This is a genomic window from Vreelandella indica (genome assembly GCF_037070225.1).
Classification (GTDB): domain Bacteria; phylum Pseudomonadota; class Gammaproteobacteria; order Pseudomonadales; family Halomonadaceae; genus Vreelandella; species Vreelandella arctica.
Window position 1 is genome coordinate 69103 of the sequence record NZ_JBANSO010000001.1, and the last position, 15393, is coordinate 84495.

13 protein-coding genes are annotated in these 15393 nt (G+C 55.9%); 6 read left to right on the forward strand and 7 right to left on the reverse strand.

Annotated features, from left to right (window positions below):
• From V8L71_RS00335 to V8L71_RS00345, 3 genes are read left to right on the forward strand one after another with little or no spacing between them, the layout of a single operon-like run.
• Positions 1-1704: an AMP-binding protein gene (locus V8L71_RS00335; protein WP_336272903.1), complete on the forward strand. Its 1704-nt coding sequence runs from the start codon at positions 1-3 to the stop codon at positions 1702-1704.
• Positions 1705-1710: 6 nt separating this feature from the next.
• Entirely contained in the window at positions 1711-2535 is an 825-nt protein-coding gene (locus V8L71_RS00340; protein WP_336272904.1) for a class I SAM-dependent methyltransferase, read from the forward strand.
• A 60-nt stretch (positions 2536-2595) separates the two neighbouring features.
• On the forward strand, positions 2596-3159 hold the full coding sequence (locus V8L71_RS00345; RefSeq protein WP_336272905.1) for a hypothetical protein: 564 nt from the start codon (positions 2596-2598) through the stop codon (positions 3157-3159).
• Here V8L71_RS00345 and V8L71_RS00350 read toward each other — a convergent pair.
• On the reverse strand, positions 3156-5048 hold the full coding sequence (locus V8L71_RS00350; protein WP_336272906.1) for a monovalent cation:proton antiporter-2 (CPA2) family protein: 1893 nt from the start codon (positions 5046-5048) through the stop codon (positions 3156-3158). The two genes, V8L71_RS00345 and V8L71_RS00350, sit on opposite strands and share 4 nt — an antisense overlap.
• A 122-nt stretch (positions 5049-5170) precedes the next feature.
• On the opposite strand from V8L71_RS00350, the gene V8L71_RS00355 reads away from it, so the two are divergent.
• From V8L71_RS00355 to V8L71_RS00365, 3 genes are read left to right on the forward strand one after another with little or no spacing between them, the layout of a single operon-like run.
• Positions 5171-5467, forward strand: coding sequence for a Trp family transcriptional regulator (locus V8L71_RS00355; RefSeq protein WP_336272907.1), 297 nt, complete (start codon positions 5171-5173; stop codon positions 5465-5467).
• Positions 5464-6882, forward strand: a complete 1419-nt coding sequence (locus tag V8L71_RS00360; RefSeq protein WP_336269220.1) for an anthranilate synthase component I family protein — start codon at positions 5464-5466, stop codon at positions 6880-6882. Before V8L71_RS00355 ends, V8L71_RS00360 begins: the two co-directional genes overlap by 4 nt.
• Complete coding sequence (locus tag V8L71_RS00365; protein ID WP_336272908.1) at positions 6879-7559, forward strand: anthranilate synthase component II; 681 nt, start codon at positions 6879-6881, stop codon at positions 7557-7559. Before V8L71_RS00360 ends, V8L71_RS00365 begins: the two co-directional genes overlap by 4 nt.
• Positions 7560-7589: 30 nt before the next feature.
• On the opposite strand, the gene V8L71_RS00370 is transcribed toward V8L71_RS00365, so the two are convergent.
• From V8L71_RS00370 to relA, 6 genes are read right to left on the reverse strand one after another with little or no spacing between them, the layout of a single operon-like run.
• Positions 7590-7865, reverse strand: coding sequence for a DUF1294 domain-containing protein (locus V8L71_RS00370; RefSeq protein ID WP_336272909.1), 276 nt, complete (start codon positions 7863-7865; stop codon positions 7590-7592).
• A gap of 26 nt (positions 7866-7891) precedes the next feature.
• Positions 7892-8953 carry a 23S rRNA pseudouridine(2604) synthase RluF gene (gene rluF, locus V8L71_RS00375; protein WP_336272910.1) on the reverse strand — a complete coding sequence of 354 codons (1062 nt, stop codon included), beginning with the start codon at positions 8951-8953 and terminating at the stop codon, positions 7892-7894.
• Positions 8954-8989: 36 nt separating this feature from the next.
• Positions 8990-9535: a DUF924 family protein gene (locus V8L71_RS00380; protein WP_336272911.1), complete on the reverse strand. Its 546-nt coding sequence runs from the start codon at positions 9533-9535 to the stop codon at positions 8990-8992.
• A 44-nt stretch (positions 9536-9579) separates the two neighbouring features.
• Positions 9580-12228 (reverse strand): phosphoenolpyruvate carboxylase, encoded by a 2649-nt coding sequence (ppc, locus tag V8L71_RS00385; RefSeq protein WP_336272912.1) that lies wholly within the window; start codon positions 12226-12228, stop codon positions 9580-9582.
• A 38-nt stretch (positions 12229-12266) separates the two neighbouring features.
• The gene (gene mazG / locus V8L71_RS00390) at positions 12267-13106 is read right to left on the reverse strand and encodes a nucleoside triphosphate pyrophosphohydrolase (protein ID WP_336272913.1); all 840 of its coding nucleotides are present in this window, start codon (positions 13104-13106) and stop codon (positions 12267-12269) included.
• Entirely contained in the window at positions 13106-15382 is a 2277-nt protein-coding gene (gene relA, locus V8L71_RS00395) for a GTP diphosphokinase (protein WP_336272914.1), read from the reverse strand. The genes mazG and relA overlap by 1 nt, the downstream gene beginning before the upstream one ends.
• Positions 15383-15393: the final 11 nt, after the last annotated feature.

Sequence of the window (15393 nt, forward strand, 5' to 3'; positions counted from 1 at the left end):
ATGGCATCACCTGCTCTTACCCAACCCAGCTACTCCAGCAGCATGGCGGACAAGCCCCTTCTGGGCATGACCATTGGCGACAAATTCGATCAAATTGCCACCCTACATGCCGATAACGATGCGCTGATCGTGCTACACCAGAATATTCACTGGAGCTACCGCCAGCTTCAGGAAGAGGTCAATCGCTGCGCCCGCGCCCTGCTCTCCATCGGCGTCAATAAAGGTGACCGGGTGGCCATTTGGGCACCTAACTGCAGCGAATGGACGTTAACACAGTTTGCCACCGCCAAAATTGGCGCCATTCTGGTCAACATCAATCCCTCTTACCGCACCCATGAGCTGGAGTACGCGCTGAACCAATCCGGCGCGCGTTTTCTGGTCACCGCCAACAGTTTCAAAAGCTCCGACTACAGCGCCATGCTGTATGAATTAGCGCCAGAACTTAACGCGTGCACTGAAGGCCAACTCAAGTCGCAAAAACTGCCTGACCTTGAGTGCATTATTAATTTAAGCAGCGAAAAACTGAGCGGTATGTGGCGCTGGTCTGACCTGATGAACGAAGGCACCAAGGTTAGCCAAACCGACGTTGATGACTTGCAAGCAACGCTGCAATTTGATGACGCCATTAATATTCAGTACACCTCCGGAACCACAGGCTTCCCTAAAGGCGCGACCCTTTCTCACCACAATATTCTCAATAACGGTTTTTTCGTGGCGGAAAGCATGGGCTTCACCAGTGAAGATCGCTTGGTGATCCCGGTACCGCTGTACCACTGCTTTGGTATGGTCATGGGGAACCTGGGCTGTATGACCCACGGCGCCACCATGATCTACCCAGATGAAGGCTTTGATCCCGGTAAGGTGCTCAAGGCAGTGCACGAGCAAAAAGCTACCGCGCTTTACGGTGTGCCAACCATGTTTATCGCTGAGCTTGATCACCCGGATTTCCCTGGCACCGATCTCTCGTCGCTACGCACCGGGATCATGGCGGGATCGATCTGCCCCGCTGAAATCATGAAGCAGGTGATCAGCAAAATGAACATGAAGGGCGTGCAAATCGCCTACGGCATGACCGAAACCAGCCCGGTATCTACCCAGACCGGCGCCAACGACAGCATTGAAAAGCGCGTTTCTACCGTGGGCCGCACTCAGCCCCACCTGGAAAATAAAATCGTCGACCCCGGCAATGGCGGTATTTTGCCCAGGGGTGAAATCGGTGAGCTGTGCACCCGCGGGTACAGCGTGATGCTGAAGTACTGGAACAACGACAAAGCCACCGCTGAAGCCATCGATGAATCGGGCTGGATGCACACCGGCGACCTGGCCACCATGGATGAAGAGGGTTATATCCAGATCGTGGGCCGCATTAAAGATATGGTCATCCGCGGCGGCGAGAACGTTTATCCCAAAGAGATCGAGGAATTTCTGTACGCCCACCCGGCGATTTCAGAAGTCCAGGTCACCGGCGTGCCCGACAAAAAGTACGGTGAAGAGCTGATTGCTTGGGTGAAACTCAACAGTACCGCGGGCGAAGTCACCGGTGAAGAGCTGCGCGAGTACTGCAAAGGCAAAATCACCCACTTCAAAATTCCGCGCTACTTCAAGTTTGTTGATGAATTCCCCATGACCGTCACCGGTAAGATTCAGAAATTCAAAATGCGCGAGATTTCGATTCAGGAGCTAGGCCTGGATCAAGAGCCGTAACTGGCCATGCCTACCTCCCATCCGTTGGCAGACCATTATCAGCGCGGCCTACGCGCTGATAATGTGTTGGCGCAGATTGACGCCCACTACCCCGACGGCCCAACGCTTTACCAACTGGCGCCGCTGGATCAACTGCATATCGGCGGCGTAGCGGCTTCCACACGACTGCTTGAACGGCTCAATCCAGCCACTCATGGCAAAGTGCTTGATATTGGCGCGGGGCTAGGTGGATTGATGCGCCAAGGCGCGGCGCTAGGGTTTCAAATGACCGGGCTGGATATTACTCATGGGTTTAGTGCATTAAACAGAGCGCTGAGCTCACGTGTTAAGCAACCTAACGCACCACCTCTTGCCTGGGTCACCGGCAATGCCAATGCCCTGCCGTTTGCGGATAACAGTTTTGACGCCGTGCTGTTTCAACACAGCCTGATGAATATGCCTGGCGCTGCCAGGGTAATCGCAGAAAGCCGACGGGTTCTGCGCCCTGGCGGGCAGCTAGTCATGCACGAGGTTGTCAGCGGCCCCCACGTGGAACAACTTCACTACCCAGTGCCTTGGGCGGCTTCTCCTGAGCACTCGCACCTACTAACCTTAGCGGCACTAACCCGTTTGCTCGAAACGGGCGGCTTTGTGCTTGAACATGTTGAAGATTGGAGCGAAATAGCCTTGGAGTGGCGTCAACGTCAGCGCCAAAAAGAGCAGACGCCACGCCAAGCGGTGCTCTCCCCTCAATGGGTGTTCGGCGAGCGCTTTATCACCATGGGGAAAAATTTAGTCGATAACCTAGCCAAGGGCGCAATTAAAGTGGTGGAAATCCAAGTCAGTTGCTAACCTGATTAGGAATAGCTTTCTCTCTCTACCCATACGTATATGACAATAGGTGTACGAGAAATGCCAATGAAACGCTTGGCAAGCACTCTGCTGTGCTGTGCTGTTCCCTGGTTTAGCAGCTACGCCGACGATAACCCGCCGGTGATGGCTTATACCGCCCCCGACAGCGAACTCATGCAGCTTGAAAACGGCGTTATCCTGGAAGGTAGCGACCTGCAAAGCCTGGACAACTACTCCAGCGGCTTTCGCGTAACAGCGGGATTCAGTCCCTGGCGGCTTCCTCAACTGGATATTGGCGCGGAAATCGCCTACAGGGAAAGCGAAGAAATCTCCACCTCGTCCAGTGTCAATCCGCTGATTATGGATACCTTAAGTTTAGGCGGCGCCATTGTCGCCGGTGTTCGCATGGGCGCCTTTAGCGTCTATGCGAAGTCCGGCATCACCGAATGGCGCGGTGAAAGCGATGTAGAAGGTGCCGATGAAAGTGGCACCGCGATGCTGCAAGGCTTCGGTGCCACCGTAACGGTCAATCGGCTTGTTAGCCGACTGGAATACGAACGTATCAACTCCCCCACCCTTGAACACCTCACTATGCTAAGCGCCTCGTTGCACCTGCCGTTTTAAACGTTATCACGGTGCTGGTCGGGAGGCGTCCAGATCGGCACGTCTTCGCGCTGGGGCTCTTGCCACTCTTGTTGCATTGCACTGTTCAGCGCTTCTTCCAGCTTCATAAACAGCTCGCCGTAGCGGGGGCTGAAGCTAATACTCCCCTCGATCTCCTTCCAAGCTTCAAACAGCTCGTCCTCATGGGCATCCTCATTTTGCACAAACGCCCAGGTCATTTGCTTGGCCCGCATGGGATGGACACCCATCGCCGTTAGCGCGTGGCCGCCCAGTTCCAGAGCGGAATGATAGGTTTCACTGACAACGTCATCAGCCCCTGCATCACGCAGTTGGTAGCCATGGCCACGGTCAAAGGCGCGGGCTAGCACCCAGACATGGGGATAGTACTGTTTTACGTGTTTAACCATGTGTACAGCGCGGTCGCGGTCGTCCAAGGCAATAACGATTAATCTAGCATGCTCGATACCAGCGGTTTCAAGCAAATCGGAGCGGCTGGCGTCGCCAAAGTAGCTTTTGATGTTAATTTTGCGCAGGTTTTCAATCTGTTCGATCTCATGGTCCAGCGCCACAATGGGAATACTATTGGCGCGCAGCAGACGACAAATAATTTGTCCAAACCGCCCTACGCCCGCAACGATCACCGGGGCCTGCTCTTCGATTGCGTCAGCTTCCCGACCGTCATTCTTGGCACTGCGGTAGCGCGGCAGAACCAACCGGTCGTAAGCAATAAACAGTAGCGGTGTCAAAAACATTGAGAGCGCCACCACTAGAGAGAGAATCTGGGAGATGTCGGTTGGAATGACACTGTTCTGTACGCTATAGGTCAGCAGCACAAAACCAAATTCACCCGCCTGGGCAAGGCTCAGGGTGAATAGCCAGCCATTGCTGCCACGCACCCGAAACAACAGTGCTAAACCAAGCAGAATCATGCCTTTTACCACGATCACGGCCAAGCCTAACGAGAGAACCGTGCCCCACTCCGCCGCCAGCACCGAGAAATTAATACCTGCCCCCACGGTAATAAAGAACAACCCCAACAGCAGTCCTTTAAAGGGCTCAATATTAGCTTCCAACTCGTGCTTGAATTCACTGTTGGCAAGTACCACCCCGGCCAGGAACGCGCCGAGGGCGGGCGATAAATTAACCAAACTCATTAGCGCGGCAATGCCGATGACCAGCATCAGGGCCGTGGCGGTAAATACTTCGCGCAGGCCAGAACTAATCACATAGCGAAACAGCAGGGGCACTAAATAGTAGCCTGCCGCTATCACGCTCGCGATGGCCGCCACGACCACCAAGGCATGTGCCCAGCCGGGCAATTGTGCGACCAGGCTTAAGCTGGCGTGGCCATCATCGCTAACGTCGCCCATTAACTCGGGAAGTGCCAGCAACGGAATTAGCGCCAGCATGGGAATAACGGCAATATCCTGGAACAGCAGCACCGAAAAGGCGCTGCGGCCCCCTTCGGTTTTGGCAAGCCCCTTCTCGTTCAACGTTTGCAGCACAATCGCCGTGGAAGAGAGCGCAAAAATGAGCCCCACCGCCAGGGCAGTTTGCATCACTAGCCCTAGCCACAAGGCAATAGCGGTGCCTGCAGCAGCGGTTAGCACTACCTGAAGCCCCCCTAGCCCCAGCAGTCGCACGCGCATCGCCCATAACCCTTTCGGGTCGAGCTCCATGCCGACCAAAAACAGCATCATCACCACGCCAAATTCGGCAAAATGCTGAATGGTGGTGGTTTCCTGGCCCACCAGCCCCAGGATCGGGCCAATCACTACCCCGGCGACCAAATAACCCAGCACTGAGCCCAGCCCAAACCGTTTGGCAAGGGGAACCGCAATTACCGCGGCGACAAGATAAATAAAGGCTTGAATAAAATAGCCGGTCATCGTGTTTCCTCAAAATAGAACGAGCTGCTTGACTTCCCTGAGCAATAATGTAGCGTACTAGTACGCTAGTACATTACTTATTAACCGATGGCATTCTTCGATGGTTTCACAACTTACACATCATGACGACAAACGATCACTACCAGGCTGAGCTTATTCGCCACTTGCTCGCCATAGACTCACCCGAGGCAATGGACGCAGCACTGGCCGACCTGCTGACTCCCGCAGAGTATCAAGAAATCAGTAAACGACTACAGATTTTTAAACTGCTGCGTGAAGGAGTGCCGCACCGCAAAATTGCCGAAACCATAGGGGTGGGTATCGCCACGGTTTCCCGCGGTTCGCGCGCGTTGGCCACCTTGCACGCTTCAACACCGCTATCCTCTTCACAAGCTTCTTCACGGAATGATGCACCATGACCATTGCCAATACGCATGCCTCGGGCCCACAGCCGTTTACGCTGCCACGCAAACCTCACTACGTGACGCTGGCGGCGGACTGCGACTTCTTTGCCCTGTTTCAAAAAATCGAGCGGCAGTTTGATACCTGCTACATGCTGGAGTCGCTTGGCGAAGATAGCCATATTGCACGCCATTCGATCATCGGCTTTGACCCCGAATACACGCTGTATGCCAATGGCAACACGCTAACTATCGAAGACCGTGACGGCAATGCAAACGAGTACCCAAGCGATAACCCTTATGAACTACTGCGTAGCCTGATCCCCCAAAATATTATTTCGCGTAAGTACGCGGGTGGCTTAAGCGGCTACCTCGGTTACGATGCCATGCAGTACTTCGAGCCCTCGCTGACCCTAAAAGCCAGCGACGATTTCGATACCTTTCGCTTTGGGCTCTACAAAGATGGCCTGATCCTCGACAAGATGACCGGGGAGGTTACCTACTTCTATTACGACAATAGCCGTTACGAGTTTCTGCAGACGCTGATCGACGCCGACGAAAAACCCGCAGGCCCACTGCACATCACCGCGCTGGGCGACACAATGAGCAAAGCCGAGCACGCCGAGGCGGTGGCCAAGGTGAAGCAGGACATCATCAACGGCAAGGTGTTTCAGTGCGAGGTCGGCTTTAAAAAGCGCTTTCGAATTGAGGGCGATACGCTGGCCCTTTATGATCAGTTGCGCACCATCAATCCGTCGCCCCAGATGTACTATGTCAAATTCGGCGAGCAGAAGCTGATCGGCGCAAGCCCAGAGCTGCTGTTCCGCCTGCGCCAGGGTGAGATGGAAACCTTCCCACTGGCAGGCACCACCCTCCGCGGCCAAACGCCCCAGGAAGACACCCAGCTAGCCCGGGCGCTGCTCAACGACCCCAAGGAGATCGCCGAGCACAATATGATTGTGGATCTGCACCGCAACGATATTGGCCGGGTGGCCCAGTTTGGCACGGTAAAAGTGCGCAGCTTGATGGATATCAAACGCTTTAGCCACGTACAGCATATCTCCAGCGAAATTGTCGGAATTATTGCCGAAGGCGAAGACATGTTTACGGCGCTGGCGAGTAACTTCCCGGCGGGCACGCTCACCGGCGCGCCCAAGATTGAGGCAATGAAGATTATCGATGATCTGGAAACCGACGGTCGCGGTCCCTATGGCGGTGCGGTGGGCCAGTTCTCGTTTAACGGCGACTGCACCTTTGCCATCCCCATTCGCACGGTGTTTGTGAACGGCGAGCGCGCCTACGTACAAACCTGCGGCGGCAACGTGTTCGATAGCAACGCCGAGGATGAATACGAAGAAATTCGCCGCAAATTCGCTGGCACTCGCAAGGCCCTGGCCCCTTTTATGAGCACGGATATGGAGAGCCCCGCATGAAGGTGCTGATCATCGATAACTACGACTCTTTCACCTATAACCTTTACCAGTTTATTGGTGAAATCTTGACCACGGAGAAGAATCGCGGCGGGTTGCCTCATTTTGAGATCATCGTTAAACGTAACGACCAGATCGATTACCACGCCATTGAGGCTCTGGCGCCGGATCGCATCATTATTTCCCCCGGCCCCGGCTCGCCGGATGACCCACGCTACTTTGGCGTGTGCGCCGAGGTAATTGAAAAACTGGGTAAGACCACCCCGCTGCTAGGGGTTTGTCTGGGCATGCAGGGCATCGTGCATGTGTTCGGCGGAAAGGTGGTTAAAGCGCCGCTACCCATGCACGGCAAGATCAGCCCGATCAATCACGACAATTGCTCGGTGTTTAACGGCGTGCCCGACCAGCTTGAGGTGATGCGTTATCACTCACTGATTGCCGATGCGACCACTCTACCCGAGTGCCTGGAAGTAACCGCCACCGTGGGTGCCCTGGAAGCGGATAATTTTGAACAGCGCAGCCGCTGGCAGGCAATGGGTGAATTTGAGCTTATGGGCGTTAAACACCGGGAGTACCCGATTCACGGCATTCAATTCCACCCGGAATCGTTCGCGACCGAAGGCGGTAAGGAGTTGATAGCCAACTTTCTTTTCGCGCCCAACGAGCAAGCCAGAGCGTAGGCACGCAGCATAGGGTGGCTAAACGGGTGGCTAAATGAGGTTCAATGAAACAGCTAGCCACCCCGCACAGGCCAGATTCACAACAACCGTCAGCCAGAACGTAACCTGGAAGGCGGTTTTCTGGGTTTTATGCCGCAGCCGATGCTGAGCCAGGAAAGCACCTGGCCAGCCACCCATTACTCCAAGCAGATGTAGCGTTTTCTCGCTCACTCGACGGCGGTTATTGATAGCCGCCTTTTTGTCGATGGCGTAGGTAATGTAAGCGAGCATGCTAATCACAGCATAAAAAGCGACGATTGGGATCACAGTAAGGACTCTTGAAGGAGGAGGAGCTACTTACGTCGCTGAGAAGGCTTGCCCGCAACCGCTGGCTTACCGCGGCCTTTGCCAACGGGCTTACCTTTTGCACTAGGCTTGCTTTTAACACTGGGCTTGCCGGGCGCTTTACCCTTGGGGAGAGGTTTACCAGCACTGTTTTTCGGGCCGGTGCTAACTTTTCCACTAGCGGCCTTTTTACCTTTGGGAAGTGGTTTAGGTTTAGCCCCGGTGGCTTTGGTGCCCGCTTTGGCCGGTTTCGGGCGCCCTTTGTTGGCAGCGGGCGGCTTTGCCTTGCCAGCGCCTGAGCTGTAGTTGGGCCTTTCAGGCTTAGCGTTACTCTTCTTCTCTGGCACGGCTTCTGATTTTTCGGTCAGCGCGATAATGGTGTCAATCTCTTTAGGGGTGAGATCGCGCCAATCCCCCAGGGCTAATCCTTTAAGGGGCACATTCATAATGCGCGTGCGAATAAGCTGGGTAACTTCATAGCCGAAGTATTCGCACATACGGCGAATTTGCCGATTGAGTCCCTGCACCAAGGTAATAGTGAACACAAAGGTGGACTCTTTTTGCACTTTGCAGCGCTTGGTCACCTTGCCAAGAATCGGCACACCGCCCTGCATGCCCTCGATAAACTCGTCGGTGATCGGCTTATTCACCGTCACCTGATACTCTTTTTCGTGGTTGTTATTGGCACGCAGAATTTTATTAACCAAATCACCGTTATTGGTTAAAAAAATCAGCCCCTGGGAGTCTTTATCGAGCCGACCGATGGGAAAAATGCGCGTGCCGTGTTTTACAAACTCAACGATATTGTCCTTTTCGCTGGACTCGGTGGTGCTAACGATGCCCACCGGCTTGTTCAGCGCAATAAGAACCAGATCTTCCTCTTCCTGTGGCTCGATCTCCTGGCCATTGACCTTGACCAGATCCCCCGCTACCACTTGGTCGCCGGTAGTGGCGCGGCGACCGTTAATCCACACGTTGCCCTGCTCAACGAAGCGGTCTGCTTCACGGCGAGAGCACATTCCACTTTCACTAATGTATTTATTGATACGGGTAGATTTTCGTAATGACATAAAACGCCATGTGGCTAAAAGGAGTGAACAAAAAAGTTAAAAAGAGGAGCCGGGCTGCTTTAGAAAAGCCAGCTCCTCGTCGGTAGAGGCCCGCCCCAACAGTGCATTGCGGTGTGGGTAGCGCCCGAAGCGATCAATGATCGCCTTGTGACGCACTTCAAAGTCGTAGTTATTCGCTAATCCCGGCTGGTCGAACAGTTGTATTGCCACTTCATGAATGGCGGCAGACTCGCTATGCATATAGGGCATATACAAAAATGCCCGCTGCTGAGGGGTTAGCTCAGCGTCGGCACCCGCAGCCACTGCCTCCTGAGCTAGAGCCAGCGCTAGCGCATCGGTGGCAAAAGCGCGCGCATCATCGCGGAAGATATTGCGCGAGAACTGATCCAGCACGATGATTTCCGCCAGCCGCCCCTGAGCCGTTTGCCGCCAGGTATAACATTCACACTGCGCCGCCTGGGTATGCAGTTCACCAAAACGCGACTGAATAGTGCTATCCATCTCAAGGTCTTTTTTAAACCACTGAGCAGGCGTCAACGCTTCAAACCAAAAGTCGAGTACCGCTTGAGCATCTGAGGGCATTGACGCCTCCTTGTTAGCATCATTAACAGGCTGGCCGGTCTTGTTTAACCCGTATTACGCAGACCCGCAGCGATGCCCGCCATTGTCACCATTAACGCACGTGACAAATCAGCACTGATTGCCCCGTCCGCATCGCGGTTACGCTGCAGCAACTCGGCCTGAAGGCCATGCAACGGATCGATGTACGGATTGCGTACATCAATGGCCTGCCGAATCAGCGGTGTGTTCTCCAGCAGCTTCTCCTGCTGGAGAATATCGAGCACCGCATCTTCGAGCCGTGCAAAACGCTCACGCAGTTTTTTACCCAACGCTTTAAGCGATGGTTCATCGACCAGGCGGTGCTCGTAGTAGGCGGCAATGGCCACGTCGGCTTTGGCCAACAGCATCTCCAGCATGTCGAGATAAGTGCCGAAGAAGGGCCACTCAGTGCGCATTTCTTGCAGCACCTCGCGTCCGCCGGGCTGCTCTAAGCGGGTCGAGAAGGCTTCACCACTGCCCAGCCACGCTGGCAGCATCAGACGAATCTGCGTCCAGGCGAAAATCCATGGAATCGCGCGCAGGGTCTCTACGCCGCCATCCTGGCGGCGCTTGGTAGGACGTGAGCCTAGCGGCAACCTTCCTAAAGCGCCCTCCGGCGTGACTGCCCGGAAGTAAGGGACAAAATCGGGGTCTTCCCGCACCACGCCGACATAAGCACCATGCGCGACCTTGGCGAGCTGATCCATCTCTTCACGCCAATGCAGTTCCGGCGCGCGAGGCGGCAACAGTGTGGCTTCCAGCACCGCGCAGGCATAAATCTCCATGGAGCGTAGGGCAATATCAGGCTGGCCGAATTTGAAGCGAATCATCTCGCCCTGTTCGGTCACCCGCAGGCTGCCGTTCACCGAGCCGGGAGGCTGGGAGAGAATCGCCGCATGGGCCGGGCCGCCGCCACGGCCTACGGTGCCACCGCGGCCGTGGAACAGGGTTAGATCGACGCCGTGCCGGTTACACACATTGACCAGCGACTCCTGGGCGCGGTACTGCGCCCAAGCGGCGGCCAACTGACCGGCATCTTTGGCTGAATCTGAGTAGCCGATCATCACTTCCTGGCGATCATCAATCAGCGAACGATAGCTCGGTATCGCCAGCAGTTGGTCCACCACATCGCCTGCGTGATCCAGGTCGTTGAGGGTTTCAAACAGCGGTGCGATAGGCAGCGTGACCTGCCCTCCTACCTCTTTCATCAATAGTGCCACGGTGAGCACGTCCGACGGTTCAGCGGCCATGGAAATAATGTAGGTTCCCAGCGCTTCGGAGTGTTCCTGGGCAATCACCTTAAAGGTATCCAGCACTTCCCGGGTCTCGGCGGAGCATTCCCAGCGGCGCGGAATCAGCGGGCGACGGGAAGCCAACTCGGCCAGCAGGAACTCTTGACGCTGGGCTTCATCCCATTCGCGGTAGTGGCCAAGGCCAAGCGTACTGGTCAGCTCTTCAATCACCTGTGCGTGGCGGCTGGCCTCCTGGCGCAGATCGAGCTTGGTCAGCGTAACGCCGAATACTGCGACCCGGCGCAGGGTATCCAGCAGCGCGCCGTTAGCGATGGTATCGAGACCAACATCGCAAAGTGAGCGATAGCAAGCGAGCAGCGGTGAGTAGAGCTGATCACGGGTTTCAATAATCGGCCCGCCGTCATAGTTACGCCCCTCAAGCTCGGCCTTGGCCCAATCCCGGGTTGACTCCATTCTCGTCAGCAGGCGCTTTAGCACTTCGCGATACGGTTCGGCCACATCGCCCGCCTCGGCTTTAAGCGCGCTGTTGGCCTTCCACATGGAGAGCTCGGTCTTCAACTGTTCCAGGTCGCGCAGGTAAAGATCGGCGGCCATCCAGCGGCCCAGTAGCAATACCTCGCGGGTGACCCGGGCGGTCACGTTGGGATTACCGTCGCGATCCCCGCCCATCCAGGAGGCGTAGCGAATCGGCGCGGCATCCAGGGGTAGGCGCTCACCGGCGGTATCCAGCAGCAGGTTATCCAAATCGCGATGGAAGTCCGGCACTGCCTGCCAGAGTGAGTTTTCAATGACGGCAAAGCCCCACTTGGCTTCATCGACCGGCGTGGGACGTTCGTGTCGAATCTCATCGGTGTGCCATGCTTGGCTGATCAGTTCTTCCAGACGCCCCTGGGCGCGAGTGCCGCGTTCAGGGTAATCTTCGGAGCTTTCAATAGCAGTCAGGCACTCATCAATGGCGTCATATTTTTGAATCAGCGTACGCCGGATAACTTCGGTGGGGTGAGCGGTGAGTACCAGTTCAACGCGCATATTGGCGAGGGTTTCGACCAGCTTGCGTGGCGAGTTACCCGCCTGCTGAGCCCGCTCAAGCAGCTCTCCGAGCACCGGTTGGGAACCTGGCTTGTAATCCTCTACGCGGCGAAAGCGCGCCCGGTAATGCTGTTCGGCAATATTAGCGAGGTTCAAGAACTGGTTAAACGCCCGGGTGACCGGCAATAGATCTTTCTCAGGCAGATCTCGCAGGTACTCGATCAATTCGCGCTGCTGCAGAGAATCGCCCTGCCGCCCGCGCTTGGCGTGAGCACGGATGGTTTCAATCTTATCGACAAATGCTTGGCCCAAATCGTCGGCAATGGTTCGCCCCAGGCTATCGCCCAGAATACGCACATTATCGCGCAGAGATTCGTGTAGGTCGTGACTCATTGGCATGGCCTCCTTGCAGGGGTCGCATCAATAATAATTCAGGAATGGGTAGGTTGTTTTTCTTGTGCTTTAGCTGCCTGCCAGTGGGTTTCCATCTCGTCTAACGAGGCCTCCGCCAGCGGTCGCTGGGCAGCGTTAAGCTCGCCTTCGACATAGCGAAAGCGGCGTTCAAACTTTGCATTGGTGGCGCGTAGGCACTGTTCAGGGTCCGCGTTCAATGTGCGGGCAAGATTGGTCACCGCAAACAGCAGATCGCCAACTTCCTCTTGAGCGTGCAGTTGATCACCAGCGGCGAGCGCCTCTTCCACTTCGGCCAGCTCTTCACGAATTTTGGCGAGCACGCCTTTGGCATCCGGCCAATCAAACCCAACCCGTGCAGCGCGCTTAGACAGCTTGGCAGCCCGGCTCAGTGCAGGCAGTGTGCGCGGTACATCGTCGAGTACCGAGAGCGTTCTGGCCGTACGCTCGGCACGCTCTTCAGCCTTCAACGACTCCCAACGGCTGTTGACCTGCTGAGTTTGCACCTCTTCGGCGCTTACGCCTGGCGGGCGGCGGGAAGCCAGAGTGCCCTCCGGAAAGACGTGCGGGTGGCGGCGCAGCATCTTGGCGGTCAGCGTATCGACAATATCGTCAAAGTCGAAGCGCTGCTCTTCAGCACCAAACTGGGCGTAATAGACCACCTGAAAGAGCAGATCACCCAGCTCACCGGGTAGCTCGTCGAAGGCCCGCCGTTCAATAGCATCGGCAACTTCGTAGGCTTCTTCCAGGGTGTGCGGCACGATGCTGTCCCAGTCCTGCTGTAAGTCCCATGGGCAGCCCTGTTCGGTGTCACGCAGCACTTGCATCAGGGTCAGCAGGTCGTCCATACCATGGCGCATTATGCCCCTCCCTTACGTGATTGCTTTTCCGGGTCGGCGTTGCGCAAACGGCGAACTTCGGTGACGTTTGGCAATTGCTGGATGCGTGAAAATAGCCTTCCCAGCGACTCTAAGCCGTCAACTTCCAAGGTAATGCGCAGACGGGCGATGCCCTCGTCGGTATCGGTCAATGTGTTCACGGCGAGTACGTTGACTTTTTCATTGCCGAGCAGCCCTGTCACATCGCGCAGCAGCCCGGAGCGGTCCCAGGCTTGAATCTCAATGGTCACCGGATAGCGGGTCTGGGCGCGTTCGCCCCACTCTACTTCGATAATGCGCTGGGGTTCGTCCAGGCGCAATTGCAGAATATTGCTACAGTCCTGGCGGTGCACGGTGACGCCACGCCCCTGGGTGATAAAGCCAATGATCGGTTCGCCAGGCACTGGCCGACAGCAGTTCGCCATGCTGGTTTTCAGGTTGCCGACGCCAAGCACCGTGATATCACTTTTGGTGGCTTTGCTGGATTGCCGCTGAGGCTTGGCTAGCAGGCGATTAAGCTGCTCCTGGTCGTCGGTTTCGCCGAACAGCTGTTGGGCCTGATGCAACACTTGGCCAATGCGCAGGTCACCGGCGCCAATGGCGGCGTACATATCGTCAGCATTGAGGTAGTTAACCGCCTTGGCTAGCTTGGGTAGATCAAGCCCCTCGACATCCAGGCGGCGCATCTCACGATCAAATAGCGCCCGCCCCTCATCCAGGTTTTGATCCCGCGCCTGGTGCTTAAACCACGCCTGGATTTTCGCCCGTGCCCGGGAAGTACGCACATAGCCTAAGCTGGGGTTTAACCAGTCACGGCTAGGCCCGCCTTTAGTGGCGGTCAAAATCTCGATCTGCTGGCCCGTTTTGAGCTTATAGGTCAGCGGCACGATACGACCGTTAATTTTGGCGCCCCGGCAGCGGTGACCAATTTCGGTATGCACTCGATAGGCAAAATCGATAGGCGTGGCAATCCGCGGTAAATCGATCACATGGCCATCGGGGGTGAACACGTAGATGCGGTCAGGCGCGACATCGCTGGAGAGCCCTTCGCGCAGGTCGCCAAAGCCACCCACTTCGTCCTGCCACTCCAACACTTGGCGCAGCCAGGCGATTTTTTCTTCATAGCTACGGCTTTTAGCGTTGGTATCGTGGCCCTTGTAGCGCCAGTGGGCACAGACGCCCAGTTCAGCTTCGTCGTGCATGGCAAAGGTGCGAATCTGGATTTCGAGCACCTTGTTTTCCGGCCCCATCACGGCAGTGTGCAGTGACTGGTAGCCATTTTTCTTGGGGTTGGCGATGTAGTCATCAAACTCGTTCGGCACGTGGTGCCAGCGCGAATGGATGATGCCCAGCACGGTGTAGCAGTCGGCCACTTCCGGCACCAGAATCCGCACTGCGCGCACGTCGTGAACTTGTGAAAAATCGATCCGCTTACGCTTCATTTTGCGCCAGATCGAGTAGATATGCTTGGCCCGCCCATCCACATCGTAGCGGTGAATATGCTGGGCCTCCATCAAGCCCTTGATGGTTTCTACCACATCGTGGATATAGCGGTCGCGGTCGAGACGTTTTTCCGCCAGCAGCTTGGCAATCGCTTTGTATTCGTCTTCGTGCAAGTAACGAAACGATAGGTCTTCCAGCTCCCACTTGAGCTGACCGATACCCAAACGGTGAGCCAGGGGTGCGTAAATATCTGCGACCTCTCTGGCCACCTGTAAACATTTTTCCCGAGGAGCATCTTTTACCTGTCGCAGCGCACAGGTACGTTCGGCAATTTTGATTAAGGCGACGCGTACATCGCCCACCATGTTGACCAGCATCTTGCGCAGGTTTTCCTGCTGATTATGCTGGCCCATGCCATGGTCAGGCGCTAACGGGTAGCTGATCGCGGCCATTTGCAGAACGCCATCGATTAGGCTCGCGACTTCTTCTCCAAAGCGTTTTGACACCGCCTCAAGGCTCAGTAAGCCTTCCCGCACCGCACGGTAGAGAACAGCGGCTTCCAGCGTGGCCTGATCCAACTTCAAATCGCCAAGGATATCGGCCATTTCCAGGCCCATGCGGAAGCTGGAACCCGGCGAAAGCCATACACGATGCGTGCGAGGGGCTTCTAGTTCTAACGTTTCAGCAAGCTCACAGGCCTCGACTAAACGCTCGGGATCACGTAGGCGCACATCTTCTTGCAGGCGCGTTAACCATTGTTGTATATCCACCTTTCCGCTAGCGGTTAGCGGCTGGTCTTCACGCACTTTTACCATGACTATCACTC

Excerpts from the sequence above, each read along its gene's own strand:
- mazG (WP_336272913.1), bottom strand. The coding sequence starts at position 13,106 with ATGCGCCATGGTATGGACGACCTGCTGACCCTGATGCAAGTGCTGCGT.
- V8L71_RS00365 (WP_336272908.1), top strand. The coding sequence starts at position 6,879 with ATGAAGGTGCTGATCATCGATAACTACGACTCTTTCACCTATAACCTT.
- V8L71_RS00360 (WP_336269220.1), top strand. The coding sequence starts at position 5,464 with ATGACCATTGCCAATACGCATGCCTCGGGCCCACAGCCGTTTACGCTG.
- rluF (WP_336272910.1), bottom strand. The coding sequence starts at position 8,953 with ATGTCATTACGAAAATCTACCCGTATCAATAAATACATTAGTGAAAGT.
- relA (WP_336272914.1), bottom strand. The coding sequence starts at position 15,382 with ATGGTAAAAGTGCGTGAAGACCAGCCGCTAACCGCTAGCGGAAAGGTG.
- V8L71_RS00355 (WP_336272907.1), top strand. The coding sequence starts at position 5,171 with ATGACGACAAACGATCACTACCAGGCTGAGCTTATTCGCCACTTGCTC.
- V8L71_RS00335 (WP_336272903.1), top strand. The coding sequence starts at position 1 with ATGGCATCACCTGCTCTTACCCAACCCAGCTACTCCAGCAGCATGGCG.
- V8L71_RS00340 (WP_336272904.1), top strand. The coding sequence starts at position 1,711 with ATGCCTACCTCCCATCCGTTGGCAGACCATTATCAGCGCGGCCTACGC.
- ppc (WP_336272912.1), bottom strand. The coding sequence starts at position 12,228 with ATGAGTCACGACCTACACGAATCTCTGCGCGATAATGTGCGTATTCTG.
- V8L71_RS00380 (WP_336272911.1), bottom strand. The coding sequence starts at position 9,535 with ATGCCCTCAGATGCTCAAGCGGTACTCGACTTTTGGTTTGAAGCGTTG.
- V8L71_RS00350 (WP_336272906.1), bottom strand. The coding sequence starts at position 5,048 with ATGACCGGCTATTTTATTCAAGCCTTTATTTATCTTGTCGCCGCGGTA.
- V8L71_RS00345 (WP_336272905.1), top strand. The coding sequence starts at position 2,596 with ATGCCAATGAAACGCTTGGCAAGCACTCTGCTGTGCTGTGCTGTTCCC.